Raw genomic sequence first — 25,999 nt, 5'->3', positions numbered from 1 at the left:
CCGAGGTCTGTGCGCGGCGTCTGTCGCGGGCGCGATCGCGCCGCGCCTCCACGTTCGCGGAAGCTGCCGCTGCCCGCGACTCGGCGGATAGACTGCGGCGCTGAAGGTAAAGGTGTGAGTCCGCCAGATCCTCCCGGCATCGGCGAAGTAGACAGCGGGTTGGCCGACGAGAACGCCCGCCTGCGCGCCGAGCTGGCCGAGCTCCGGCTGGCTCGCGAACGGGAGACGCGCGACCTCTCGCAGGCGCAATCGCTGCTGCAGGCGATCGCCGAGCACGCGCCGATCGTCATCTACGCCAAGGACACCGGCGGACGCTTCATCCTCAGCAACCAGCGTCACGCGGCGCTGCTCGATCGCTCGCCGTTCGAGGTGCTGGGCAAGCGCGAGCAGGACCTCATCGCCCCCGAGGCCGCGGCCGAGATCGACGCCGGGACCGCGGTCGCGATCCACGAGCGCCGGATCGTGACCTCCGAGGTCACGATCCCGCTGCGGGACGGCGAGCACACCTTCTGGGAGTCGGTGTTCCCGCTGATCGACCGCGACGGCCATTGCTACGGCCTCGGCGGGATCGCCACCGACGTCAGCGAGCGCAAGCGCATGGAGTTCGAGCAGCGACGCACGCGCGACGCGCTGCTGCAGCGCGAGAAGATGGCGGCGCTGGGCGGGCTCGTCGCCGGCGTCGCCCACGAGATCAACACGCCGCTCGGGGTGGCCTTGACCGCGGTCACCCACGGCCAGCAGATCTTGAAGCGCCTGGCGGACGAGGTCGAGCGCGGGACCTTGACCCGCGGCGAGCTGCGCCGCGCGCTGGTCGACCTGGACGACAGCTGCGCGCTCACGGTCGACAACCTCCGCCGCGGCGCGCACCTCATCACCAGCTTCAAGAAAGTCGCCGTCGATCAGAGCAGCGAGGGCGTGCGCCGGGTGGCGCTGTGCGAGTGGCTGCAGGACGTGGTCGCCAGCCTGCGGCCGATGCTGCGCGCCGCGAGGGTCGAGCACGAGGTCCGCTGCGCCCCGGGGCCCGCGCTCGAGCTGGCCGTCGGCGCGCTGACGCAGGTGGTCACGAACCTGGTCCAGAACGCTTGCGTGCACGCGTTCGCGCCCGAGCAGCACGAGCGGCGGTTGGTCCTCGGCGCGCGCGTCGGCGGTGACTCGCTGCAGCTCGAATGCGCCGACAACGGCCGCGGGATCGCCCGCGAGCACGCGTCGCGGGTGTTCGAGCCGTTCTTCACCACCCGGCGCGGCGAGGGCGGCAGCGGCCTCGGGATGCACATCGTCCACAACATCGTGGTCGAGCGATTCGGCGGGCGCATCGAGCTCGACCCGTCGCACGCGGGGACGCGCTGGACGATCGAGCTGCCGCTGGGGACGCCCGCGATCCGCCGGGTGGAGGAGTGATGGGGATGCACGATCCGCAAGGCCGAAGCGACGACGACGCGCCCGCGTGGGCCGAGGACGGCGAGGGCCCGCCCGCTCCGGCCGCGGAGACGAGCGGGGGCCGCTGGAAGGTGATCGTCGTCGACGACGACCCGTCGGTGCACAGCGTCTCGCGGCTGGCGCTGCAGCGGCTCACCGTCGACGGCGTGCCGCTGCAGCTGCACTTCGCCGCCTCGGCGCGGGAGGCCCGCGGCGTGCTCGACGACCACGGCGACGCCGCGCTGCTGCTGCTCGACGTGGTGATGGAGTCGGACGACGCCGGGTTGCGGCTGGTCGACTGGCTGCGGCGCGAGCGGATCAACACGATGATCCGGATCGTGCTGCGCACCGGGCAGCCGGGCCTCGCGCCCGAGATGGAGGTCATGACCGGGTACGACATCAACGATTACCTGGCCAAGACGGAGGTCACGACCCAGCGCCTGATCACCTCGGTGATCGCCGGCGTCCGCGCCTACCGCGATCTGCGGACCATCACCATTCAGCGCGCCGGGCTGCACAAGGTCATCGAGGCGACCTCGACGCTGTTCGACGCCCGCTCGCTCGAGCAATTGCTCGGCGGGATCCTCGAGCAGGTGTCGGGCCTGTTGCTGCCGCGCGAGAGCTCGGTGTTCTTCGTCGCCCGCCGGCCGCTGTTCGAGCCGACCGAGGCGACGCCGACGGTGATCGCGGCCAGCGGGCGCTTCAGCGCCGCGCTCGGGCAGCCGGTGCACGAGGTCCTCGACGCGACGGTGCTGCGCGACGTCGAGCGCAGCCTGGCCGGCCTCGGCTCGGTCGAGCGCGGCGACTACAGCGTCTACAGCTTCGACCTCGGCGGCGACGTGCGCCCGGTGCTCTACCTCGACGGCGGCGGCGCGCTCGAGAGCTGGGAGCGCCAGGTCGTCTCGCTGTTCTGCGCCAACGCGGGCATGGCCCTGCGCAACCACCGGCTCTACGCCGAGCGCGAGCAGTGGCTGCGGGCCTTCGAGCGGTTCGTGCCCAAGTCGCTGGTGCACCTGCTGCAGAAGAACGACCTCCGCCGGGTCGAGGTCGGCGACCACCTCGCGCGCGACATGTCGATCCTCTTCCTCGACATCGCCTCGTTCACGGCCCGCTGCGAGACCATGACGCCGCCCGCCGTGTTCGAACTGCTCAATCGCCTGTACGCGATCGTCGGCCCGTGCCTCGAGCAGCACCGCGGGATCATCGACAAGTACCTCGGCGACGGCGCGATGGTGCTGTTCCCGTCCGGCCCGCGCGAGGCGGTCGAGGCGGCGCTCGCGGTGCTGGCCGCGATCGATCGCTTCAACCGCGAGACCCCGCTGCCCGACGGCCCGCTGGTGATGGGCATCGGCGTGCACCACGGGCCGGTCATCGTCGGCATGGTCGGCCACGCGCGGCGCATGGCGCCCACCGTGATCGCCGACACCGTCAACACCGCCGCGCGGATCCAGGAGTACAACCGCGTGCTCGGCACGACGTTGCTGGTGAGCCGCGCCGTGGCCGAGAGCGTCGATCCGGCGCGGCGGTCCGCGCTCCGCTCGCTCGGGCCGATCGCGCTGCGCGGGCGCACGCAGCCGGTCGAGTTGCTCGAGGTGCTGGCGGCAGCGCCCGCCCCCGTGCGGGCGCTGCGAGCCGCCACCGCGGGGTCGTTCGCCGCCGGCGTGGCGGCCCTCGATCGCCAGGAATTCGCCGTCGCTGCCGCCCGCTTCACCGAGGTCGTCGACGCCGACCCCGGCGACACCGTCGCGCGTCAGTTCCTCGACTGCGCGACCACCGGCGCGTGACCGCTCACGCGAGCGGCAGGTACAGCTCGGTGCGCAGCTGGTCGGGCGGCGCGTTGCCGGGGTTGTTGCGGTAGATCTCGTAGCTCGAACCCTCGCCGACCCGCTGACCGCTGCGCGGCAGCCACTCGCCCATCAGCCGCGACCACGCGTCGCCGAGCTGCGTGTACGGGCCGACGTGCGTGGTATGTGCATAGCGCCCGGCGGGCAGGCGCTTCTCCGTCACGCCCTCGGGCAGCCGCGCGTCGGCCGGCACCACGAATGCGGCGTCGGAGCGCAGCTGCTCGGGCGGGGTGGTCTCGAGATCGTCGTAGTAGATGCCGAGCATCGCCGCTTCCGGGCGCCCCAGCAGCCCGGTCGGGCCGACCAGCGCGCCGAGGCGCTGGAACGCCGCCGAGATCTCGTTGTAAGGACCGACGTGGGGCACGGTCGCGACTCGCAGCTCGGGCATGGTCTCGATGGTGACATTCATGATGGACTCCTCCGTGGTGAAGCGAATGACGATCTCTCGCGTCGGGTCGCCGCAGAAATGCACGCCCGACGGCGCGGCCAGCTCGACCTGCGGCGGGCGCTCGCAGCCCGGCCGCGGGTCGATCGCGCCCTGCCGAAACGCCGACGGCGACCTGCCGTAGGCCTGGCGAAACGCCCGCGTGAACGCCTCGTGGGTCTCGTAGCCGGCGTCGAAGGCGATCGCGGTGATCCCCGCGTCGCCGGCGAGCAGCGCCTGCGCGGCGCGTTCGAGCCGCAGGCGCCGGTGCATCTCGAGCGGGGTCTCGCCGACCATGCCGCGGAAGATGCGGTGGAAGTGAAACGGCGACAGCGCGGCCGCCCGCGCCAGGGCCGTGAGGTCGAGCGCCTCGTCGAGCGTGCGCGTGATGTGCACGACCGTCCGCTGCACCGCGGCCGCGTAGAAGCTTCGCGTCTCCGTCTTCACCCCCCGGGAAGTAGCGCGGGCGCCGGCGGGCGGCTTGACGGTCCTTGCGAATTTGCCGTCACTGCGGCGAATCGGCGCCGGCGCTGGCCACCAGCGAGGAGAGCGCGAGATCTCGCACGTCGACCTCGGCGAACGGCGGCAGCCACCAGCGGCAGCGCCGGCGCGGCGCGACCGTGAATGCGACGACGTCGCCGCGTCCGCCGTCGACCTGCCAGCGCCCGCAATCGTCGGGGAACACGACGATGTCCCGCGGCGCGGCGTCCATTCGTCGCGGCAGGCGATAGGTCACCGCCGACGCGCCGGCCAACCGCCCGGGCAGCCCGACGAGCCCGGCGTGCGCCCGCGCCGACCACTGCATGCCTGGGCCCTGCGCGAAGCGCTCGACGTCGACCGCGACGCGCGTGCAATCGCCGGCGCCGCAGACCTCGACGGGCTCGATGGCGACAGTCGGGGCCGCCGCCACGATCACCGCCACGTGCGAATCACCGAGCTCGACCACCTGCCAGGCGTCGGGCACCGGCGAGGGCAACGCGGCCCGGGGCGCGCGCACGATCAACCAGTCGAGCCCGTCGCGGCCGGCCGTGCGCCCGTCGTTCGGCTCGAGCGCGGCCAGCGTGCCGACGAGGTCGAAGGCCCGCGGCCCGCGGAGGTGGCGGTACAGATCGCCGAACGCGAGGCCGCGCCCGTACAGCTCCGCGGCCACCGCCTCGGCCTCGATCAACCGGAATTGGCGATCGACGACGCGCTGCACGCCCCACAGCGCGATGTGCCCCGCCGCCACCGCGACCAGCAACCCGACGCGCCAGCGCGGCGCGAGCAGCGAGGAGCCGCGCATGCCAAGCACGATCGCCGCCGGCGTGACGATCGGCGCGAAGTAACGCGGGTCGAGCCCGTGCCCGGTGATCAGCGACAGCAGCGCGAGCGCCACGCTCCCGTACCCGCACGCCACGACCGCCACCAGGCGCGCGCGTCGATCGCCGTCGCCGACGAACCACCGCCGCGCGAGCAGCCCGACGACCACCGCGAGGCCGAGCCCGGCCAGCAGCAGCGCCATGTACGGCGCCAGCGTGGCGCGGTTCTCGGCGAACGCCCCGGGCGACAGCCACGCGAGCACCCCGACGAACACCCCGGCCGCGAGCGCCAGCGCCACGACCGGCCGGCGCGCGCCCGCGGCCGCGACCGCGATCGCCAGCGGCAGCATCACGGCGGTGGCGACGTGGACGTCGACCGCCAGCGCCAGCGCGCCCGCGGCCAGCACGAACATCGCGGCGCCGCCGCTGCGCGCCGCCTGCAGCAGCGCGAGGAATGTCAACACCAGCGCCAGCGGCCACGGCGTCGGGTTCCACAGCCGCGGGTAGCCGATCGTCCACAGCGTCCCCGGGAACCACAGCGCCCAGGTCAGCGCATTCGCGGGTGCACCGATTCGCCGGGCCACCAGCGGGACGGCCGCGGCGGCGCACGCGAGCAGCAGGTCGGCGGCGTGCTCGAGCGCCGCGAGGCTCCAGCCGAATTGTTCGCGCACCTCGAGCAGCCGCGGCCAGGTCGCGCCCTGCAGGAGCCCGCCGAAGCTGCTGCGCGGGCCGGCGCCCGGGCAATACAGGCCGAGCGCGCAGTCGCGGGCGATCAGCAGGTCACGCGCGGTGTCGAGGTGGAGCGGCGCGTGGGCGCGGAAGGCGGCCAGCAGCGCCCAGGTGCCGGCGAAGAACGCCAGCGACGCTCGCGTCGCGCTCGTTCGGGCCGCTCGAGCCGCTCGCGCATGAATTGCCCGGACCATGTGGCAAGTTCCGCGCCGACACGAGCGCGGCCCGCGAATCACTACCACGGCGCGGCGTCACCGGCGGCCTCGCGTGACGCGGTCGCTCACCCTGTCGACGGCCGCGCGCTCGTCACACCGCTGCGAATGCAGCGTTTGAGGGCGTCGCGCAGCTTGGCGTGCACCCCGACGTGGGACAGATCGACGCCGAGGGCGACCATCGTCTGGGCGATGGTCGGGTGGATGCCCGTGAGGATCCCTTCCGCGCCCAGCAGCCGGATCGCCTGGATCATCTTGATCAGATGGCTCGCGGTGCCGGTGTCGACCACCTCGACGCCGGTGAGGTCGAGGATGGCGAAGCGGGCCCGCGTCTGCGTCACCGCCTGCAGCAGGCTGTCCATGATCTCGGCCGTGCGGGCGGTGTCGATGAGGCCGACGATCGGCATCGTCAGCACGCCGTCCCACACCTCGATGATCGGCGTGGCGAGCACGCGGATCACCTCCTGCTGGCGCTCGATCAATTCGAGCTTGCCGCGCAGCTCGAGCTCGGCGCGCTTGGCCTCGCTGACGTTGAGCGTCACGCCGACCAGGCGCACCTGGTTCGGGTCCTCGGCCACCGGGATGTACCAGGTGTCGAAGAAATGCCCGTGCAGCTCGACGCCCTGGGTGACCTCCGGCTGGCCGGCGATCGCCGCGGCGATCCGCTCGTTGTTGCCGGCGGCGCCGTACATCTCGAAGATGTTCTGGCCGAGGAACTGGTACGGGGTCATGCCGAGCGAGCGCATCGACTTGCCGTCCATGAACAGGAACGTCCCGCGCTCGTCGGTCGCCCACAGCGAGATCTCGAGGTTCTCCTTGATCGCCGTCAGCATCGTCGACTCGAGCGCCGCTTGGGCCTCGGCCTGCACGCGCGCCGTGACGTCGTGGCCGTAGACGATCGTGCGTGACGCCCCGCCCGCTGCGTCGGGCACCATCTGGGCCCACGCCTCGATCGCGCGCTCCGCCTCGCCGAGCCGGACCTCCCAGACCCTCGGTTTCGGCCCGGCCTCGTCGACCAGGTCGCGCCACGAGCCGCGGGCGAGCGGCAGCACCTCGGCCAGGTCGCGGCCCACGACCTCGCCCGCATCTCTCCCCAAGACCAGCTCGGCGCGGCGGTTCCAGGCGACCACCGTGAACCCGGCGTCGACCTCGAACACGATCAGCGGGGCATCCTGCAACAGGCTCGATTCACGCACAGACACTGTTTATCCGAGGTTCTGCCGCCTGTCCCCCTTTTCTTTCGAGCGCCGGCGCGCCGGCGCGCCGGTGAAATCGGTTCTGCAACGTGTTTCAGCCGACGAGGTGCGATGAATCCTCCGCTCGCCCGACCCTGTCACGCATACCTTCGATATCGGAGCCTGCTCGTCGCATACGGGCCGCGCCGGGCGCCGCATCAGGCTCCCCGCGCCTGCCCGCCCCGGTGCCAATGCGGTGTCGCCACCGGTGTCCAGCGTAATGCACCGGGGGGTGATGGAGAGGCCCCGTCGTGGTGCGTGCAGTGGCCCGGCGGCCGGCGTTCGGCGACACACTCGAATACGTGTCGGGGCCGCCGTCAGGCCCGCGGGCGGCGCGCCACCAGCATGTCGACCGGGAGGGTGTTGAGCAGAGTCAGCGCCACGCTGCCGAGCAGTCGGCCGGCGAGGTAGCCGCGGCCCTCCGTGCCCATCGCCACCAGGTCGATGTCTCGCGTCTCGAGCAGCTCGGCCAGCAGCGACGTCACCGGCCCGCTCTCGCACTGCGTGGCGATGAACCGGCGCGACGCGGCGACCTTCGGGGTGGCCGCGAGGAACGCCTGGGACGCCGTGGCCGCCTCGTTCGACCACGCCTCGCTGGCAGCCGCGGGGTCGTTCATCAGCCCGCGGAGCGGCACGTCGAACGCGTGGAACAGGCTGATCTGGGCCGCGGGCAGCAGCTCCAGCGCGACCTCCAGCGCTCGACGCGACCCCTCGGAGAAGTCCGTCGCCACCACCACGTCGCGGTACGGTCCGCGGGGCCGTCGCTTGACCACCAGCACCGGCGCGGCCGACTTGTTGAGGAGTTGCTCGACCGTCGTGCCGAGGAGGATGCGCCCGAGCGTCTCCTCGCGGGCGGCGCCGGTCACGAGGAGCTCGCAGCCGAAGCGCTCAGCGGTGGCGAGCACCAGCGCGGCGGGCTCCTCGCGCTCGACCACGATCTGCACGTCGAGCTTGTCCGCGTCGCGCAGGTCCTGCTGCACCCGCTGCCACGCGAGCTGCCGCGGGTCGGCTCGGCGCCGCCACGACGGCAGGTCCTCACGCCCGCTCGGCTCCTGCAGCGCGTGGACGACGACCAGCCGCGCGCCCCACTCGGTCGCCAGGATCGTCGCCCGGTCGAGCGCTCGATCGCTGCGGCAGCTCAGGTCCGTGGCCAGCAAGATCGTCTGCGGCGCCATGTCGACAGGGTCCTGCACGGAGACGAACTCGTCAAGCAGACTCGTCAAGCCGACCGCGCGCACGGACTCGTACGAATGCAGCGGCCGTGACGCCGCGGCAGCCCGGCCGAGGGCCCCGGACAGCGACGACTCGGGCCCGGCGCCCGCGCGCTCGCCTGCCATCGTGAAGCGATTCGCCCTGCCCACATCATCGCGCCGCCACGCCGATCAATCATCATATGACCCTTTGGACATGTTTAATTATTACTGTGCGACCACGAGCAAGGCCGCGGGGCGACGAGCCCGCGGCGCGCGAGTCGATCGACGGCGCCGGCACGCGGGCCGCCTCCTGCGGGCCCGGGCGCCGAACGCGAGCAACAGCCGGCGGGCTCGGCGACGGCGCACGCCATGGGCTCCGCGCCGCCGTCGCGGGTCGATCGCCGCCAAGATCTCGCCGTGGCACGTGCGACACGGTGACGCGCCGAGTTGCCGGCTCCCCGCGCCCCGCCGCCGAGCTCACAGGCTCGTCTCGTCCGGTGACGTAAGGTGCAGGTGAACCGGCCCGGCAGGGGCCTCGCGGCGCAAACGAGGTATCTTCTGGCCGACATGGAGACTGTCTACATCGTCGTCCCGCTGCTGCTGATCGGGGTGGTGCTGGCCGCAGTGTGGCTCGACCGGTGGAGCGTGCCGGTCATCCTCGTGGCCCTGGGGCTGGGCATCCTGTTCGGCAGCGACGTGCTCAACGTCTGGCACTTCGACGACGTCGAACTGACCAACCAAGTCGCGAACCTGGCGCTCGTGTTCATCCTGTTCCAGGGCGGCTTCGCGACCAAGCGCGCGGACCTGCAGGCCGTGGCGCTGCCCGCCCTCGGGCTCGCGACCTGGGGCGTCCTGCTGACCGCCGCGGGCACCTTCGTCTGCCTCCACCTCGGGCTCGGCTGGTCGATCGAACAGTCGCTGCTGCTGGCGGTCATCATCTCCTCGACCGACGCGGCCGCGACGTTCTCGATCCTGCGCCGCCAGGCGCTGCCGAGCCGCCTGGGCTCGACGATCGAGATCGAGAGCGCGGCCAACGACCCGATGGCGATCCTGACGACCTTGATCGTGGTCGAGGCGTACGCGTCCGGCGCGACCCACGGGTGGCTCACCGTGCTGCTGTTCCTGTGGAAGTTCCTCGCCGGCCCGGTGATCGGCTGGCTGATCGCCCGCGGCGCGGTCGCGGTGTTCAACCGCCTGAACCCGCAGGATCGCGGCTACTACTACGTGCTGCTCGTCGGCGTCGTGATGTTCAGCTACGGCTTCACCGAGCTCGTCCAGGCCAGCGGCATGCTGGCGTCCTTCACCGCCGGCCTCGTGATGGGCAACACGCGCTTCGTCTACCGCCAGGGCGTGAGCAACTTCGCCGCGGCCCTGGCGATGATCGCCAACATCGGCGTGTTCGTGCTGATGGGGGTGCTCGTATTCCCCAGCCAATGGGCGGAGCTGTGGCTGCGCGGGATCGTGCTGTTCCTGGTCCTCACCTTCGTGGCGCGCCCGGCCGCGGTGTGGCTCGGCACGCTCGGCATGCGCCTCGGCGCGCGCGAGCGCCTCTTCATGAGCTGGGCCGGGCTGCGCGGCGCGGTCCCGATCGTCCTCGCCACCTACCCCCTGGCGTCGGGGCTCGCCGTCGGCCGGGAGATCTTCAACCTCGTCTTCTTCGCCGTGCTGCTGTCGGTGTCGATCCAGGGCTCGACCCTCGGGCTGCTGGCGCGCAAGCTCGGCCTGTCGGAGATCAAACGACCGCCGCCGCGCTACGGCCTCGAGCTCGTCACCATGGCGCACAGCGAGCTCGACCTGATCGTGGTCGACCTGCCGGGCCCCAAGGGCCGCACCGGCCCGCGGATCCGCGAACTCATCCTCCCGCAGTCGGCCCTGATCACCCTGATCGCGCGCGGCAACGAGGTCATCGGACCCACCGGCAACACGCGCCTGCTCGGCTGGGACCAGGTCACCGTGCTGGCGCGGCCGGAGGACGAGGCGGCCGTGCGCACGGCGATGCTGCGACGATTCGAGGAGCCCGAGCCGGGGGTCGAGCCAGAGCTGCTGGAGAAGCCGGACATGGTCCCCGCCGCCGACGAGGAGGCGATCCGGCAGCTCCGCGAGCACGTGGTGCTGCTCGGCCACGGTCGCGTCGGGGCGACGCTCGCAGGTCTGCTGCGCCGCGAGGGCCTCCCCATCATCGTCATCGAGCAGGACTGGCACATCGTCGAGCTGCTGCGCCGCGACGGCGCCCTGGCCCTCGCGGGCGACGGCGAATCGTCCGAGGTCCTCAACTACGCCGGCATCGCCCGCGCGCGCGTGCTGCTGGTGACGACGACCAACCCGCTGGCCGCGGAGGCGGCGATCGAGCACGCCCACCGCGTCAATCCGACCATCGAGGTGGTCGCGCGCGTTCAATTCGCGGAGCAGCGGGCGACGCTGAGCCGGTTCCCACGCACGCACTGCGTGAACGGCGAGGACGAGCTCGCCCGCGCGATGGCCCGGCTGGGCCTCGACGCATTCAGGGCGGAGGCGAACGAAGCGGGGCCGACTCGACCGGAGGCGCGAAGCTAGCGCGGCGCGTAAAGATCGGAGGTCGAACCGACGCCGGTTCCGGTACCATGGCCCGCATGAGCGACGACCTCGCGGCGGACTGCACGCTGACGAGCTTCGATCACGGGCGTTCGCTCCGGCTGCCTGCCCTCGCGGTGACGGTCACGCTGCCGGACCGGCGCACCCTCACCGCGCCGCTCGACCTGCGGCCGCTGGTCGTCGGAGCCGGGGCCGACTGCGACCTCGTCGTCGCCGATCCGCGGGCCTCGCGGCGGCACTGCGAGCTGCGCCTGACCGAGCGCGGCGTGCTGCTGCGCGACCTCGGCAGCAAGAACGGCACGCTCGTGCGCGACGTCCGGGTCGTCGAGGCCTTCCTGCCCCCCGGCGTCGCCGCGGCGGTCGGCGGGTGCGAGCTCGTCGTCGGCGCCGCGGGCCCGGCCGCGGTCCTGCCGCTGTCACAAGAGAGCGCGTTCGGCGAGGCGGTCGGCCGCAGCCTGACGATGCGGGCCCTGTTCGCCCGCCTCGAGCGCGCCGCGCCGACCGACGAGACCTTGCTGCTGCTCGGCGAGTCCGGCACCGGCAAGGAGGTGCTCGCGCGGGCGATCCACGCCCGGAGCCGGCGCCAGAGCGGCCCGTTCGTCGTCGTCGACTGCGGCGCCGTCGCTGCGAACCTCGTCGAGAGCGAGCTGTTCGGCCACACCAGGGGGGCGTTCACGGGGGCCGCGGGGGCCCGCCCGGGGCTGCTCGAGCAGGCGAGCGGCGGGACCCTGTTCATCGACGAGATCGGCGAGCTCCCGCTCGACCTCCAGCCGAAGCTCCTGCGCGCGCTCGAGAGCCGGCAGGTCCGCCGCCTCGGCGCCAACGAGTGGCTGCCCTTCGACGCCCGCGTCGTCGCCGCCACCCACCGCAACCTGCGCGCGCGGGTCCTCGAGGGGTCGTTCCGCGCCGATCTCTACTATCGATTGTCCGTCCTCGAGCTCCACGTACCGGCGCTGCGCGAGCGCAAGGACGACATCCCGCCGCTCGTCGAGCGCTTCCTCGCCGGCAGAGATCCGCCGCGCACGCTCGCCGACCTGCCGCCCGGCGCGCTCGCCCTGCTGGCGACCTACGACTGGCCGGGCAACGTCCGCGAGCTCCGCAACACCGTCGCGCGGCTCGTGCTGTTCCCCGAGCTGCTCCACGAGGTCGTCGGCGCCGCCGCGTCGCCGGAGCCCGCGAGCCCGGCCTCCGATCCGCCCGAGGGCCCCGCGAGCCTCGCCGACGCGCGCCTGCGCCGGCTGCTCGAGCTGCCGCTGCCCGAGGCGCGCGACGTCGTGATCGCAGAGCTCGAGCGGGCCTACGTCGCCGAGAAGCTGCGCCAGCACGACGGCAACATCTCGCACGCGGCCGAGGCGATGGGCGTGTCGCGCCAGCTCGTCCACCGCCTGCTGCTCCGACACAACCTGCGCGCCCGATGACGCGATCCGACACCGACGAGTCCGAAGCGCCCGCGCGGGGTCGCGACGCAGCGACGCTCACCGGCGCCCCCGGGCCGGCCGACACCGCCGATCTCGAGGGCGACAGCGCGACCGCGATCCCGCCGTCGCTGCACGCCCGCTTCGCCGAGTTCCACCGTCTCGGGCAGGGCGGCATGGGCGTCGTCTACCGCGCCTGGGACCGGAGGCTCGGCCGGCGCGTGGCGATCAAGCTCGTCTCGGCCGGCGCGCAGGTCGACGGCCGCTTCCTGCGAGAGGCCCGCTCCCAGGCCCGACTGCGCCACGAGCACGTCTGCGAGGTCTACGAGGCCGGCGTCGCCGAGGGCGTGCCGTTCATCGTCATGCGCCACATCGACGGCCCCTCGCTGCAGGAGGCCCGCGGCGACCTGACGTCCGAGGAGAAGGTCCGCGTGCTGCGGGCGATCGCCGCCGCGCTGCACGAGGCCCACCGCCTCGGGCTCGTGCACCGCGACGTCAAGCCGAGCAACATCATGCTCGAGCGGGGCGAGGACGGGGCCTGGCACCCGTACTTGATGGACTTCGGCATCGCCCGCGAGGTCGGCGAGAGCGGGCCGACGCTGACCGGCGCGCCGCTCGGCACCCCCGCGTTCATGGCCCCCGAGCAGGCCGCCGGGCAGGCGCGCGCGCTCGACCGGCGCACCGACGTCTACGGCCTCGGCGCGACCCTCTACGCGTTGCTCGCCGGCCGCCCGCCGTTCGTCGGCGACGGGGTGATGCGCGTGCTGGCGCAGGTGCTCACCGCCGAGCCGCCGCCGCTGTGCGACCTGGTGCGCGACGTCCCGGCCGACCTCGAGGCCGTCGTGGCGCGCTGCCTCGAGAAGGAGCCCGGCGCCCGCTACGAGTCCGCGCGCGCGCTCGGCGAGGACCTGCAGCGCTTCCTCGACGGCGACCCGGTGCTCGCGCGCCGCGCGTCGCTCGTGCGCCGCCTCGTCCGACGGGCCCGACGCCATCGCGCCGCGGTCGCCGGCGTCGCCGCGCTGGTGGTCGCCGCGCTGGTCGTCGGCGGCATGTTCGTCCGCAGCCGCCGCGCCGCCGCCGAGCAGGCGACCCTGGCGCGCGAGCTCGGCGAGACCGTCAAGGAGATGGAGCTGTTCCTCCGCGGCGCCCACGGCATGCCGCTGCACGACGTCGAGCGCGAGCGCGACGTCGTGCGCGCGCGCCTGCGGGACGTCGAAACGCGGATGGCCGCGGCGGGCGAGCCGGGGCGCGGCCCGGGCCACTACGCGCTCGGCCGCGGCCTGCTCGGGCTGCAGGAGCCGCGCGCCGCGCTGCACCACCTGCGAGCGGCCGAGCAGGCCGGCTACCGCGCCCCGGGGCTCGACTACGCCGCCGGCGTCGCCCTCTCCGAGCTGTACCGCCGCGGCCTCGAGGAGACGCGACGGATCCGCGACCCGGCGCAGCGCGAGGCGCGGAGCGCCGCGCTCGCGGCCGAGTTCAAGGCCCCGGCGGTCCTCCACCTGCGCGCCGCGCTCGCCGGCGTCATCGAGGCCCCGCCGTACGTCGAGGGCCTGCTCGCGCTCGCCGAGGAGCGCCACGAGGAGGCGCTCGCGCGGGCCCGGGCCGCGTTCGCGGCGGCGCCCTGGCTGTACGAGGCCAAGAAGCTCGAGGGCGACGTGCTCTACGCCCTCGGCAGCCGCCACCGCCACGACGCCGTGTTCGACTTCGACAAGATGCGGAGCTACTTCGATCCGGCCGCCGCGGCCTACGCCATCGCCGCCGAGCACGGCCGCTCCGACCCCTCGGTCCACCTCGCCGAGTGCGAGCTGTGGGCGCAGATCATGAACGCCAGCGCCAAGCGCGGCGAGTCGATGCGCCCGAGCTTCGACCGGGCGCGGGCCGCCTGCGAGCGGGCGATCGCCGCCGGCCCGCGCAGCCCCGAGGCGCACACCAAGCTGGCCTTCCTTCACGGCTGCTTCGCCTTCTGGATCGCCAGCGGCATGCAGAACCAGGAGGACGCGAAGGCGGCCTTGCGCGACGCGATCACGACCGCCGAGGCCGCCCTGCACATGAGCCCGGGCGAGGCGATGACGCAGTACGTGGTCGCCGCGGCCTACCGCGCGCGGGCCTACTACGAGGACATGATCGGCCGCGACCAGAGCGAGGCGCTGGCGCGGGCGATCGTCGCCTACGAGGCCGCGCTCCAGCTCGACCCCGACTTCTACTGGGCGATCAAGGAGCTCGCCTTCGTGCTCGCCGAGCACGGCCGCCACGCGTCGCTGCACGGCGGCGACCCGACCGAGGACTTCGCCCGCGCCGCGGCGCTGTGCGACCGCGCCCGCACGATCGAGCCCGACGCCGAGGGCCCGCGGTCCTTGCGGCTGCGGATCGGCTACTACGTCGTCGATCACCTCGTCCGCGCCGGCCTCTCGCCCGCCGCCGAGATCGCGCGGATGTACGCGCTCCTCGACGAGATGAAGCGCCAGGACCCGACCTGGGCCTGGGCCCCGTACTGGCGCGTGTGGTTCGAGCACGCCGCCGGCCTCTACGCCCTCGACGCCGGCGAGGACGCCGGTCCGGCGCTCGCCCGCGCCGAGGCGAGCGCGCGGGCCATGACTCCGGAGGGGCAGGTGTTCCCCGACACGGTGCTGGCGATGCTGGCGACCCTCCAGGCCCGCGTCGGGCTGGCCCGCGGAGAGGACCCTTCCGCCGCGCTCGCTACCCTGCGCGAGGTCCTGGCGCGCCAGATCGCCGAGGCGCCATGGGACCTGGGGAACCGCGTCCAGCTCGCCGAGGCGGAGCAGCTCGCGTTCGCGTGGAGCAGGCAGCACGGCCGACCCGACGGCGCGCGGCTCGACGCCGGGTTGCTCGCGCTCACCGAGCCGCTCGCCGAGCCGCGCGCCGAGCCACGCCTCTACGCGCTGGTGGCCGAGCTGCTGCACGCCCGCGCCGCGCTGCGAGCCAGCCGGAGCGAGGACCCGGCCGCCGACATCGCCGCGGGGCTCCGCCACGCCGACACCGCGCTCGCCCTGCACCCACGACTCGACCGGGCGCACGCGGTCCGCGGCGAGCTGTGGCTGCTGCTCGCCACCACGGCCTCCGACCCTGCCGCCCGCGAGGACGGGGCGCGGCGCGCCGCCGCGGCGCTCGCCGCCGCGATCGACGGCCATCCGCACCGCGCTCGCACCCTCGGCGAGCGCTTGGCGGAGGCGCGCCGGCTCGCGGGCGCCTCCCCGTGAGCCCTGCGGAGCACAGCCCGCGAGCCGCTCAGCCCGGCAATCCGCAGACCCCGACGTTCTCGTACGCCGGCGGGGCCTCGCCCGGCCCGTAGAACGGCTCGCACACGGCGCCCTCGCCGTGACACACCGGATCGGTGAGGTCGCAGATCGCCAGGCAGCAGCCCTCCGCGGTCTGATCGCACTCGACCGCGTCCGACGGCCACGAGCACACGAGGCCCGGGTCGCACACGGCGCCGTATTCGCAGACGTCGAACTCCTGGCCCTCCTCGAAGCTGTAATCGGGCTTGCAGACCCAATATTCGGCGTCGCTGCCCCACTCCGGCAGGCACAGGCGATCGGCGGCCTGGCAGTCCTGCAGCAGCGGATCGCAGGTCGGCAGGCACACGTGGGCGATGCCGGGCACCCAGAACACGCAGGCGTCGCGGTCGCCCGGGCAATCGTAGGAGTCCGGGGTGCCCGTGCACATCGACACGCACTCGCCCGTGTTCGTCTCCTGATGGATGTTCCAGCAGGCCAGGCCGTCATCGCAGTCGTCGACGCCCGTCCACCACCCGACGTCGACGCGACACGGATCGCCGATCTTGCCCGGGTCCTTCGCCACCGGCGTGCAGCGGTTCCCGGTGAACACGGGCGAGCCCTCGTCCGCGTACGCCATGCACTTGTACCCCTCCGGGCAGTCCTGCGCCCACGGGTCGCACTGCTCCTCGTCGAGGCCGGCGTCGGGCGACGCCATCCCCGTGCCGCTCGTCGGTGCCTCGCCCGTCCCGGCGGTGAGCGCCGGGGTGCCCGTCGTCGACGCGTCCGTCGGCGCCGGACCGTCCGTCGTCAGGCCGCCTGCGTCGCCGCAACCCGCGAACGCGGCGCCCGTGAAGAGGAGCGCGCGGCCGTGTCGGTGAATGAATGTCAACATCGAATGGTTCATGATCGTCTCTGTCGTCGTGGAAGATCGGGCCGCGCAGCCACGGACGCGGCGCGTGCGAGAGCCTGACTAGCAACTCGCGTGCCGACCCCGTGCCCGGCGCGTCCGGGGCGCCCGTGTCTCGCCGCTGTCCCGGCGCCGCGACGATCGCGAGCGCGCGAACAGCCGCGAACCCGGCGCTACGGCTGCTTTCGGGCCGACCGCGCCGATGTCATGCGCCCGTGACACCGTCGCGTCCGCGTGTCAGCGACCCGCCCGTGTCATGCCGGCGCGACGGTGTCCGGAGCGCGTGACACCGCGGTGTCATGCGAAAGTGACAGCGACCGCATCACGACCGCACGGCGCGGCGCGGACGCGCTGGCACGCCCGCTGCAACGTCCAGGGTTTCTTGCGAACCGGTGATATTTCCATGAATACCTCGATCGGCCTTCACCATTCTCTTCCTCGCCTGCGCGCCGTCGGCTGCGCCCTCGTCACGACCCTCGGCCTGACCGGCTGTCCCGACAACACCGCGGGGACGGACGCCACCGGCGACGATCCCGGCACGACCGAGTCCTCCGGCGAGTCGCCAGGCACCACCGCCGTCCAGCCGACCTCGACCGAACCGCCCGTCGGCACCTCGACCACCGATCCTACCGAGGGCGTCCTGTCGACCTCCTCCGGCGATCCGACCACCGATCCGACGACGAACGACGGCACCACCGATTCCACCTCGACCGGCGACACCACCGATTCCACCTCCTCGACCGGCGACACCACCGACGCCACTTCCACCACCGACGCCACTTCCACCACCGACACCACCGACTCCGGCGGTGAGGACCCCCCGCCGCTCGTCGAGCCACCCGAGCTCGCCTGTTTCCTGAACGACGCCCTGCCCGACTCGCCGGCCGTCGGTCAGCCCAACGCCTTCGCCATGGCCGACTTCGACGGCGACGGCATCGACGACATCGCCGCCTACCTCGACCCGAACGGGGTCGAATCGCAGACCTGGGGCGTCGGCGTCCTGCGCGGCCTGGGCGACGGCACCTACGCCATGAGCGGCCATTACCCGACCGGTTACGACTGGGGCCACTCGAGGGGCAGTTGGTCGGTCGTGGTCGCCGACTTCGACGGTGACGGCGATCCCGACATCGTCTCCGCCGACGGCCTCAACGAGCAGCTGCACGTCCTCGCGAACGACGGCGACGGCACCTTCACCGACACGACCTATCCCACCCTCCCCAGGCCGACCTCCGTGCTCGCCGCCGACTTCGACGGCGACGGCGAGATCGACCTCGCCACCCTCCACGAGGAGGGCGAGGTGCTGATCCAGCTCAACCTCGGCGGCGGCACCTACGGCCCCGGCGCCGTCGAGAACAGCCAGAGCGAGGATCACCCGCTGCGCCCCTTCGTCACCGGCGACATCGACGGCGACGGCGACCTCGACCTGCTCGTCACCGCCTACATGAGCGACCTCGTGATCGCCCTGCCCAACGACGGCGACGGCAATTTTGCAGCGCCCAAGGCCACCCCGGTCGGCGACCGTCCGACCTCCCTCGCGCTCGCCGACTTCGATCAGGACGGCAACCTCGACCTCGCCGTCGGCCACGGCGATCCGCTGAGCGTCGGCATCCACCGCGGCGCCGGCGGCGGCGACTTCGCCGCCGAGGTCGAGTACGTGGTCGACCTCGGCGGCGACTGGCACAACATCACCGTCGCCGACCTCGACGCCGACGGTCACCTCGACATCGCCTCCACCGATCCCGAGGGCGACATCTACACCCTGCGCAACCTCGGCGACGGCACCTTCGTCCCCCACGGCCATTTCCTCGGCGGCTCGCGTTCGATCGCCATCGCCGTCGCCGACGCCGATGTCGACGGCCGCCCCGACCTCCTCGTCTCCAACCTCGCCGCCGACTCGTTCAGCGTCCTCCTGCAGAACGCGGACACCTCGTTCGGCGCCGTGCCCCCGCGGATCGACGGCGCCGTCGGCAAGGAGCCGTTCATCGCCGACCTCAGCGGCGACGGCGTCGCCGACATCCTCATCAACGGCTGGAACGCCGCGCGGATCCTCGTCGGCGCGGGCGACGGCAGCTTCGCCCTCGCCGGCGTGCACCCCCTGCTCTCCAACGGCACCGACCCGCAGCTCGTCGACCTCGACGGCGACGGCCTCGACGAATTCGTCTTCACCGGCCACGACGGCATCGGCGTCCTGCACAACCTCGGCGGCGGCGACTTCGAGCGCGTGAATTCGCCGTCCGGCGGCAACGCCTCGCAGCTCGACCTGTTCGACTACGACAACGACGGCCGCCGCGACGGCGTCCTGATCCGGAGCGGCACGATCGCGCTGATGCACGGCGAGCCGGGCGTCGCATTCACGCTCGCCGGCGCGCTGCCCTCGCTCGGCAACCCGCAGTCGATCGAGGTCGGGGACTTCGACGAGGACGGCCGGATCGACCTGCTGATCGTCGAGTCTCCCGATTTTCAGCCCGACCACGTCCGCCTCTTCCGCAACGACGGCGGCGGCCAGTTCACCCCGCACATTGTCCACACCACCGATTACTTCCGCTCGGCCCGCGTCGCCGACCTCGACGCCGACGGTCACCTCGACCTCGTCGTCGTCGCGGAGTACGAGACGGAGGTCTTCCGCGGCCTCGGCGACGGCCAGCTCCAGCCGACCGGCAAGTACACGATCACCGAGTCCAACGCCGACATCGTCTACCCGCTCGACCTCGACGGCGACGGCGTCCTCGACTTCTTCGTGCCCGACCTCCTGATCGCCGAGTTCACCGTCCTGCGCGGCCTCGGCGGCGCCGCCTACGCCGCCCCCGAGCAGCACATCACCCACGTCACCGCCAGCTACGAGCGCGTCCTCCCGCTCGACCTCGACGGCGACAGCGACCTCGACTTCTTCTTCGCCGGCCGCGGCGTCTCGACCGTGCTCAATCAAGGCGACGGCACCTTCGCCCCCACCCGCGCCTATCGCATCGGCTCCGCGCAAGGCGCCGCCGTCGGCGAGCTCGACGGCGACGGCCGCCCCGACTTCGTCGTCACCTCCTACGAGGGCACCTACCTGCTGCGCAGCAATTGCCGCTGATCCTCGAACGACACACCGCCTCGCGCGGCAGCTTCGGCGGCGGGCCCATCCGCGGACGCTTCGTGGCGGGCACTCATTGCATCGGGACGACCGCGTGTTCGTCACCGTGTCCTCGGCTGCGGCGTCCGGCGCAAGCTCGAGGTCCTCGTCTCGGACGAGCCTGGCCACCGAGAGTGGCACAGATCTGACACAGCCCGCGGCGACGCGAGGCGGCCGTGACGAACGCGCCGCCAACCCCGTGTCATCACTTACATTTCAAGCGGCACCGTGAGCGGCCAGCCATTTGTGCATGAACGGCACGCTGGCCTCCCAGCCCTCGCGGAGCTGCTTCTCGAGCGTGCTTTCGATCATCCCGCCGACGCCGAACACCTTGGCCTCGACGACGAGGTCGGCGATCCGTCGCACCTTGTTGTCACCGATCGGCTCGATCCGGAGCGAGCCCTCGTTGCGGACCTTGTCGGCCATCGAGCTGGGGGTGACCTTCCACGTCCAGATCTTGTCGGCGCGCTCCATCTTGCCGTCTTCGATGTAGCTGAAGTTGGACCCGACGAGCTTGGCGAGCGGCCCGGGCAGGTTCATCTTCGGCGTGCCCTTGACCTTGCGCGTCACCGTCGTGTCGGTCTCGCGCTGGTCGAGGATCTCGTAGCCGGAGAACCCCAGCCCCTCGAGGTACAGCTTCTTGTTGTATTCCTGGTCGAGGAAGATCCGCCAGAAGGTGTCCGCGTCGCAATTGATCTCGTGGGTGAGCGTGAACTTGGCCATGACGTGATCCCTTTGCTGCTGCTGCTGCGCGCCAAACTGTACCAGCGCGCCGGCCGGCCGGGAAGCGTCGAGTCGCGCGCCCGCGCGGCTACGGCCGCGTCCTGCGGACGAACAAGTTGTTGTGGTTCAAGCCGACCAGATCGCGGCGACCGTCGCCGTCGACGTCGGGGAACGCCACGCCGCCCCACAGCGGCAGGTCGCACAGGGTGACCCGCGCGAGCTCGTCGTCGCGGCGCAGCCACACGTGGGTGCCCTTGTCGTCGCCGACCACGAGATCGTACTGGCCATTGCCGTCGACGTCGGCGACGCCCAGCAACAACCAGCCCACGCGGGTTTCGCCCTCCAGCAGCAGCGTGCGGGGCTCGGCGCCGCCCTCGGGGTGGCGGTAAATCGAGGTCCCGTCGTGTGTCACCACCTCGACGCGTTTGTCGGCGGCGGGCGGACTGAACATCGCCGCGATCCCCGGCAGCACCTCGACCTTCGCGGCCCACTCGCCCGGCGCGTCGGCGCGGACGAGCGCGCTCGCGCTGCCATCGTCGCTCCGGATCAGGACGTCGAGGTCGCCGTCGCCGCCGACATCGCCGAGCTCGAGCGTGGAGTGGGCGTTGAACGCGAACTCGACCGCCGTCTCGAATTCGGCGAACTGCAGCGGCGCGACCCCGCGGGCGACCGCCATGACCCTCATGTCGTCCGAGAATTCGAGAAGACCGACGAGGTCCGGCAGCCCGTCGCCGTCGACGTCCGCGACCGCGAGGCTCTGCACCGTCGTCCCGGTCTCCGCGATCCGGATCGGTTCGCCGGCCCGGCGCTGCGCAAACGGATAGGCGTCGATCTCGCCCGTCGCGTCGACGACGAGCGCCTCGAGGTCGCCGTCGGCGTCGAGATCGGCGACCGCCAGCCCGCGGTTCGAGCGCCCCGGCACCCAAACACTCATGCGCGTGAGCGGCTCCTCCTCGCCGCCCCACCACACCCCGACGCCGCCCGCGAGCCCGTGCGAGGCGGTCACGACGTCGTCGCTGCCGTCCTGATCGACGTCGGCGAGCACCAGCTCGTCCACCGGCCCGTGAAACACCGACCCGCCGGGGCTCACGGGCCGCGCGACCGAGCGCATGAGGTGCGCGGCGATCTCCGAGCGCGACACGTGGACGAGGTCGAACTGGGCGTCGGGCACCGCGGCGAGGGCGATCGCCACGCCGTCGTCGAACTGGACGGCGATCGGCTCGGGGTCGAAGGTGCCGTCGCCGCGGCCGTGGTGGTACCAGAACAGCCCTCCCGAGCCGAGCGCCGTCACGGCGTCGAGGACGCCGTCGCCGTCGAAGTCGCGAAGATGTCGCGGCGATTCGATGCCGGGCCCGATCGTCGCCACCGGCGCGCCGTCGGCCAGACCCGACACGACCACGGTCTCCAGACTGCCCGCCACGACCACCTCGACCTGCCCGTCGCCGTCGACATCGCCGACGGCGAAGGCGAGCGGCCCGAACGTCACCGTCGCGTCCGTCAGCGCGACGAGGTCGTACGTGCCGTCGACGACGTACGTGTCGCCCTCGGGAGACATGTGCACGAGGTATGAGCTCGTCGCGTCCTGGCGGTACAGGAGCAGCTCTTCGACCCCGTCCTCGTCGAAGTCGACCGCGGCGGCGCCGAACACGTCGTCCTCGCCCACGAGATCGATCTCCTCGATCAGCGCGCCGGCCTCGTCGAAGCGCAGCACCGAGCTCCCGGAATCGGGGGAATACACCGCCGAGGTCATGGGGCTCGTCAGCATGACCGCCCGACCGTCCGGCCCCGTGCGCACCGGCACCAGCTCCACCGGGGACCGCTTCGTCACGTACCGCGGATGCAGCACGTACTGTCCGTCCTCGGTCGCCTGCGCCAGCCACACCGTCGGCCCCTCGGACACCAGGACGTCCCCGCGACCGTCGCCCGTCACGTCAGCGATCGCGAGGGCCCACGGACGAAACTTGGACGGGAGCTCGAGCGACGCGAGCGGCTCGAACCCGCGGTCGGCGCGACCGCGCAGCAGCGTCAATCTGTCGTCGCTCACCACCGCGACGTCGAGCAGGTGATCGCCGTCGAGGTGGCCGGTCGTCACCTTGGTGCCGAGGCTGCCCGCGAGCTCTCCGGAGCGCCACACCTCGATCGCCGTCCCCGCGGTTCGGTACGCCCAGCGGGCGAGGTAGCCGATCCCGCCGACCAGCATCTCGCCCTCGCTGCCCGCGCCGATCCACGAGCTCGCGTCCCCCAGCGCGACGTCGATGCGCCCGAGCCACACCGAGCCCTTGCCGAACCACGTCGCCATCCCCTCGGGCGACGGCACGCTCACCCCGACGAGGCCGTTGTCCGCGACCGGACCGACGGCCAGGCCGAAGCCTTCGCCCCACGAATCGAGCAGCAGCTCGATCGGGGTCGAGAATTCGCCGCCGCCGTTGTTGCGGTGCACCAGCACGCGATCGGGGCCCGCGCGCGTGAACGCGTCGAGGTCGCCGTCGCCGTCGTGATCGGCGAGGGCGATGCCCACGTTCGCCGGCCGCTTCGAGCCGGGATTGCTCACCGCCTCGCGCAGGCCGCCATCACCCGTGCCCCGCAGCACCAGCAACCCGGCCACCGTGTCGAGGGCGACGACGTCGGGGTGACCGTCGCCGTCGACGTCGCCGACCGCGAATTGCAGCAGAAACCGCCCGACCGGGTGCTCGTGGATCGTCGCCGTCTCGGGGTCGATCACCACGATCGCCTCCGCTTCCGGGACCGCCGCCACCAGCTCCGGCGCGCCGTCGCCGGCGAGGTCGCTGGCGGCCAGCGCCGTCGCGTCGTCGGGCAACGCGATGTCCCGTCGTCGCGTCAGCTGCCCCGACTCGTCCGCCGCGAAGATCGCCAGCACCGGCGGGCGGCCCAGCGCGACCGCGACCGCGCCCGGCAGCGCCGCGATCGCCACCGGCTCCTGGCCGGTCAGAAACACCGTCGAGCGCGAGCCGTTGGGGCCCGAGCCCACGCTCAACAGCTCGCCGGTGCGATCGAGCACGACGTACTCGTCCTCGCCGTCGCCGTCGAGGTCGACCGCCACCGCGCCGTCGACCCTCGGCGCGATCCGCTGCCAGCGGCCGTCGTGGGCGCACAGCCGCGTCAGCGGGCCGCAGCGACCCTCCTCGTCGCCGCACGCCGCGACCGTCGCCGCGACCGCCAGGGCCACGAGCGTGACCAGTCGCCGCGCCCTGCCGGGGCCGGGTGAACCGCCATGCGGCCGCATGCCTGCCCGAGTCTACACGTCCGCCCGCGGCCGGTCGCCTGCGCGCGCCACGCTCGAACTCACTCGTCGACCGGCAGCATCACCGCGTACGTCCGCTCGCCCTCGAAATGGACGATCAGGCTCTCGAACGCCGGGCCCTCGGCGGGGCGGACGAACAGCACGAATTCGCCGTCCTGCCTGCCGGACCGGACCTCGTCGGTCCGGTAGCGCGCGCGGCAGTACTCGATCATCTCGGTGACGCTGTCGAAGCGGAGGATCGCGCCCGCCATGACCCGCATGTCGTCACCCTAACACCCCGCCTGGTCGCCCGGAAGCCGTCCGCGCCCGCCGACCGAGCATGGACTGTCCGCCAAGACATGTCCATTCGAACAGGTCACTCGGCGACCAGCCCCGGCGTCCACGCCGTCGCCGCGGCCTCGGCCGCCTCCTCGCCGGCGCCGGCCTGGAAGAACTGGATCCCCGTGTCCGGCCCGCAGATCCCCGCGCACGCCTGCGGGCGGGCATCGAGGTCGCGGCACGCTCGCCGGGACTCGCGGATGTAGCGGAGGCAGTCGCGCCCCACGTCCGCGTCGTAGTCCTCGCAGTTGTCGGCGAAGCCCTCGGGCGTCTGGACCCGCTCGTAGTACGACCGCTCGCAGTCGCCGACCGCCTCTCGCTCGCGGTCGGTGCACTGGCGGTTGAACTTGCACAGCCCGCGCTGCAGCCCGCGCCAGAAGGTCTCGGGCCCCCCGCTGCAGGCCGGCAGCAGCAGACAGACGACGACGAGCGCGCGCCTCATTCGCGCCTCACTATCGCCGCCGGCGCCGCCCGGCGTCAAGCCGCGGCGCCCGCTCGCTTCGCGTTGAGCCGGCGCCAGGGCGGCGGTACCCTGCCCCGCCGCCTCATGACCGAACCACACCTGCGTCCAGGTCACCGCGTCGTCGTCCGCGAGCTCGCCGAAGATCCGGCGCAGGCGATCGAGCACCTGTCCCTCGAGCCAGCCGAGCCGCCCGACCCGGCCACGCTCGGCCCGCGCGACGTGATCGTCGCCGTTCGCAGCGCCGCCGTCGGCTGGGTCGACCTGCTGATGACGAGCGGGCAGTACCAGCACGTCCCGCCGGTGCCGTACACGCCGGGCCTCGAGTACGCCGGCGAGGTCGTGTGGCTCGGCGCCGACGTCGCGCCCGAGCAGCTGCGGGTCGGCGACGCCGTGCTGGTCGACGGCCTCTTGACCGGGCCGCGCTCGCTCGGCGCCTATCAGCGCTGGGGCGGCTTCGCCGACCACGCCGTCGCGCCGGCCGAGGCCGTGCGCCGCCTGCCCGCCGGCCTCGACTTCGACCAGGGCTGCAACCTGCTCGGCAATTACGAGACCGCCTATCACTGCCTCGTCACCTGCGGCGGGCTGCAGGCCGGCGAGACCGTGCTGATCCACGGCGCCTCCGGCTCCACCGGCCTCGCCGCCGTCCACCTCGCCAAGCTGCTCGGCGCCACCGTCATCGCCACCGGCCGCTCCGACGCCAAGCTCGCCGCCGTGAAGGTCCAGGGCGCCGATCACGTGATCAATTGCAAGGACCCCGACGGCGGGTCCGGGGTGCGACGATTCCGCGACGAGGTCAAGGAGCTGACGGGCGGCCTCGGCGTCGACGTCGTCCACGACGGGGTCGGCGGCGACATCTCGCTCGAGAGCCTGCGCTGCGTGAAGTTCGGCGCCCGCTTCTTGATCGTCGGCTGGGCCGCCACGCCCGCGGTCGCCCGCGGCAAGGGCCTGCGCGGCGCCCCCAACGCCAACACGTTGCCGACCAATCTCATCATGATGAAGGGTCTCACCGTGCGCGGCTGCCCGACCGTCCTCTCGACATTGCACGATCCGTCGCTCCGCCGGCCGCGCCTCGCCGCGATCTTCCAGTGGGTCGAGGAGGGCCGGATCCGTCCCCTCGTCTCGCGGGTGTTCCCGCTGCCCGCCTTCAAGGAGGCGATGCTCGCCAAGTGGCGCGGCGAGATCGTCGGCGGCTGCGTGCTGCGGCCCTGACCGCGCAGGACCCGCTCCCGGCGAGCGCGGCGGAATCGACGCAGCAGCGGCCTCGGCCGTGAATGACGGCACACGTCGCACTCGTGGCATACCTCGTCGATTCCGCGACTTGCGCGGTAGGGTCGCGGTGTTACGGTCAGGGCATTCACCAGTGTGAATGGGGGTCTCACGGTCGTGCCCGTCGGCGGCTCGGCTCGCTGGTTCCGGCGCGACCGCGGATGAAGCGCCCGGGCCGCCAGGCGGCGCTCGAGGCCGTCGTCCTGGCGCCGGCTCGCGAGCGCGCGACCGTGCTCCGATCTCATCCAGGCAAATGTGACCGACGAGCCTTGCACTTCTCGCAATGCGGTGCATGCCCTCAGCGCCGCCGCCCTGGCGAACCGCCGGGCGGCACCAGACTCGAGAACGCATCACCCGAGAACAGGGAGACACTGA

At 72.7% G+C, this 25,999-nt stretch carries 16 protein-coding genes; 7 read left to right on the top strand and 9 right to left on the bottom strand.

Annotation, left to right across the window (positions count from 1 at the left end; all coding sequences use genetic code 11):
• The first annotated feature begins 114 nt into the window (after window positions 1-114).
• The gene (locus K7C98_RS41960; protein ID WP_224197579.1) at window positions 115-1,398 is read left to right on the top strand and encodes a sensor histidine kinase; all 1,284 of its coding nucleotides are present in this window, start codon (window positions 115-117) and stop codon (window positions 1,396-1,398) included.
• A 5-nt stretch (window positions 1,399-1,403) separates the two neighbouring features.
• Complete coding sequence (locus tag K7C98_RS41955) at window positions 1,404-3,200, top strand: DUF3369 domain-containing protein (protein ID WP_224197578.1); 1,797 nt, start codon at window positions 1,404-1,406, stop codon at window positions 3,198-3,200.
• A 4-nt stretch (window positions 3,201-3,204) separates the two neighbouring features.
• On the opposite strand, the gene K7C98_RS41950 is transcribed toward K7C98_RS41955, so the two are convergent.
• From K7C98_RS41950 to K7C98_RS41935, 4 genes are all read right to left on the bottom strand, one after another.
• The gene (locus K7C98_RS41950; RefSeq protein WP_224197577.1) at window positions 3,205-4,131 is read right to left on the bottom strand and encodes an AraC family transcriptional regulator; all 927 of its coding nucleotides are present in this window, start codon (window positions 4,129-4,131) and stop codon (window positions 3,205-3,207) included.
• A 58-nt stretch (window positions 4,132-4,189) separates the two neighbouring features.
• Window positions 4,190-5,905 (bottom strand): hypothetical protein, encoded by a 1,716-nt coding sequence (locus K7C98_RS41945; protein WP_224197576.1) that lies wholly within the window; start codon window positions 5,903-5,905, stop codon window positions 4,190-4,192.
• Between the two features lie 86 nt (window positions 5,906-5,991).
• Window positions 5,992-7,119 carry an STAS domain-containing protein gene (locus K7C98_RS41940; RefSeq protein ID WP_224197575.1) on the bottom strand — a complete coding sequence of 376 codons (1,128 nt, stop codon included), beginning with the start codon at window positions 7,117-7,119 and terminating at the stop codon, window positions 5,992-5,994.
• A gap of 356 nt (window positions 7,120-7,475) precedes the next feature.
• Window positions 7,476-8,351 carry a universal stress protein gene (locus K7C98_RS41935; RefSeq protein ID WP_224197574.1) on the bottom strand — a complete coding sequence of 292 codons (876 nt, stop codon included), beginning with the start codon at window positions 8,349-8,351 and terminating at the stop codon, window positions 7,476-7,478.
• Window positions 8,352-8,918: 567 nt separating this feature from the next.
• Here K7C98_RS41935 and K7C98_RS41930 point away from each other — a divergent pair.
• From K7C98_RS41930 to K7C98_RS41920, 3 genes are read left to right on the top strand one after another with little or no spacing between them, the layout of a single operon-like run.
• Complete coding sequence (locus tag K7C98_RS41930; protein ID WP_224197573.1) at window positions 8,919-10,904, top strand: potassium/proton antiporter; 1,986 nt, start codon at window positions 8,919-8,921, stop codon at window positions 10,902-10,904.
• A 56-nt stretch (window positions 10,905-10,960) separates the two neighbouring features.
• Complete coding sequence (locus K7C98_RS41925) at window positions 10,961-12,340, top strand: sigma 54-interacting transcriptional regulator (protein WP_224197572.1); 1,380 nt, start codon at window positions 10,961-10,963, stop codon at window positions 12,338-12,340.
• On the top strand, window positions 12,337-15,555 hold the full coding sequence (locus tag K7C98_RS41920; protein WP_224197571.1) for a serine/threonine-protein kinase: 3,219 nt from the start codon (window positions 12,337-12,339) through the stop codon (window positions 15,553-15,555). The genes K7C98_RS41925 and K7C98_RS41920 overlap by 4 nt, the downstream gene beginning before the upstream one ends.
• Before the next feature lie 28 nt (window positions 15,556-15,583).
• Here the strand turns inward: K7C98_RS41920 and K7C98_RS41915 are convergent, their stop codons facing one another.
• A complete protein-coding gene (locus K7C98_RS41915; RefSeq protein ID WP_224197570.1) occupies window positions 15,584-16,465 on the bottom strand; it encodes a hypothetical protein in 882 nt (293 codons plus the stop codon).
• A 418-nt stretch (window positions 16,466-16,883) separates the two neighbouring features.
• On the opposite strand from K7C98_RS41915, the gene K7C98_RS41910 reads away from it, so the two are divergent.
• The gene (locus tag K7C98_RS41910; RefSeq protein ID WP_263430315.1) at window positions 16,884-19,553 is read left to right on the top strand and encodes an FG-GAP repeat domain-containing protein; all 2,670 of its coding nucleotides are present in this window, start codon (window positions 16,884-16,886) and stop codon (window positions 19,551-19,553) included.
• Between the two features lie 255 nt (window positions 19,554-19,808).
• Here K7C98_RS41910 and K7C98_RS41905 read toward each other — a convergent pair whose 3' ends face one another.
• The 4 genes from K7C98_RS41905 to K7C98_RS41890 all read right to left on the bottom strand — a co-directional run bounded on the left by K7C98_RS41905 (window position 19,809) and on the right by K7C98_RS41890 (window position 24,337).
• Window positions 19,809-20,315, bottom strand: a complete 507-nt coding sequence (locus K7C98_RS41905) for a DUF2505 domain-containing protein (RefSeq protein WP_224197569.1) — start codon at window positions 20,313-20,315, stop codon at window positions 19,809-19,811.
• Between the two features lie 88 nt (window positions 20,316-20,403).
• The gene (locus K7C98_RS41900) at window positions 20,404-23,502 is read right to left on the bottom strand and encodes an FG-GAP-like repeat-containing protein (RefSeq protein ID WP_224197568.1); all 3,099 of its coding nucleotides are present in this window, start codon (window positions 23,500-23,502) and stop codon (window positions 20,404-20,406) included.
• Window positions 23,503-23,618: 116 nt separating this feature from the next.
• Complete coding sequence (locus K7C98_RS41895) at window positions 23,619-23,837, bottom strand: hypothetical protein (protein ID WP_224197567.1); 219 nt, start codon at window positions 23,835-23,837, stop codon at window positions 23,619-23,621.
• 95 nt (window positions 23,838-23,932) lie between these two features.
• Window positions 23,933-24,337 (bottom strand): hypothetical protein, encoded by a 405-nt coding sequence (locus tag K7C98_RS41890; protein WP_224197566.1) that lies wholly within the window; start codon window positions 24,335-24,337, stop codon window positions 23,933-23,935.
• A 105-nt stretch (window positions 24,338-24,442) separates the two neighbouring features.
• Here K7C98_RS41890 and K7C98_RS41885 point away from each other — a divergent pair, with 105 nt between their 5' ends.
• On the top strand, window positions 24,443-25,567 hold the full coding sequence (locus K7C98_RS41885; protein ID WP_224197565.1) for an NADPH:quinone oxidoreductase family protein: 1,125 nt from the start codon (window positions 24,443-24,445) through the stop codon (window positions 25,565-25,567).
• Window positions 25,568-25,999: the final 432 nt, after the last annotated feature.

It is taken from the genome of Nannocystis pusilla, assembly GCF_020073745.1.
Taxonomy (GTDB): Bacteria; Myxococcota_A; Polyangia; order Nannocystales; family Nannocystaceae; genus Nannocystis; species Nannocystis radixulma.
Note: the sequence above shows the minus strand (reverse complement) of the source record. Positions and strands in the feature narration are given on the sequence as shown.

Excerpts from the sequence above, each read along its gene's own strand:
- K7C98_RS41885 (WP_224197565.1), top strand. The coding sequence starts at position 24,443 with ATGACCGAACCACACCTGCGTCCAGGTCACCGCGTCGTCGTCCGCGAG.
- K7C98_RS41945 (WP_224197576.1), bottom strand. The coding sequence starts at position 5,905 with ATGGTCCGGGCAATTCATGCGCGAGCGGCTCGAGCGGCCCGAACGAGC.
- K7C98_RS41920 (WP_224197571.1), top strand. The coding sequence starts at position 12,337 with ATGACGCGATCCGACACCGACGAGTCCGAAGCGCCCGCGCGGGGTCGC.
- K7C98_RS41925 (WP_224197572.1), top strand. The coding sequence starts at position 10,961 with ATGAGCGACGACCTCGCGGCGGACTGCACGCTGACGAGCTTCGATCAC.
- K7C98_RS41915 (WP_224197570.1), bottom strand. The coding sequence starts at position 16,465 with ATGTTGACATTCATTCACCGACACGGCCGCGCGCTCCTCTTCACGGGC.
- K7C98_RS41955 (WP_224197578.1), top strand. The coding sequence starts at position 1,404 with ATGCACGATCCGCAAGGCCGAAGCGACGACGACGCGCCCGCGTGGGCC.
- K7C98_RS41930 (WP_224197573.1), top strand. The coding sequence starts at position 8,919 with ATGGAGACTGTCTACATCGTCGTCCCGCTGCTGCTGATCGGGGTGGTG.
- K7C98_RS41910 (WP_263430315.1), top strand. The coding sequence starts at position 16,884 with ATGAATACCTCGATCGGCCTTCACCATTCTCTTCCTCGCCTGCGCGCC.
- K7C98_RS41890 (WP_224197566.1), bottom strand. The coding sequence starts at position 24,337 with ATGAGGCGCGCGCTCGTCGTCGTCTGTCTGCTGCTGCCGGCCTGCAGC.
- K7C98_RS41895 (WP_224197567.1), bottom strand. The coding sequence starts at position 23,837 with ATGCGGGTCATGGCGGGCGCGATCCTCCGCTTCGACAGCGTCACCGAG.
- K7C98_RS41905 (WP_224197569.1), bottom strand. The coding sequence starts at position 20,315 with ATGGCCAAGTTCACGCTCACCCACGAGATCAATTGCGACGCGGACACC.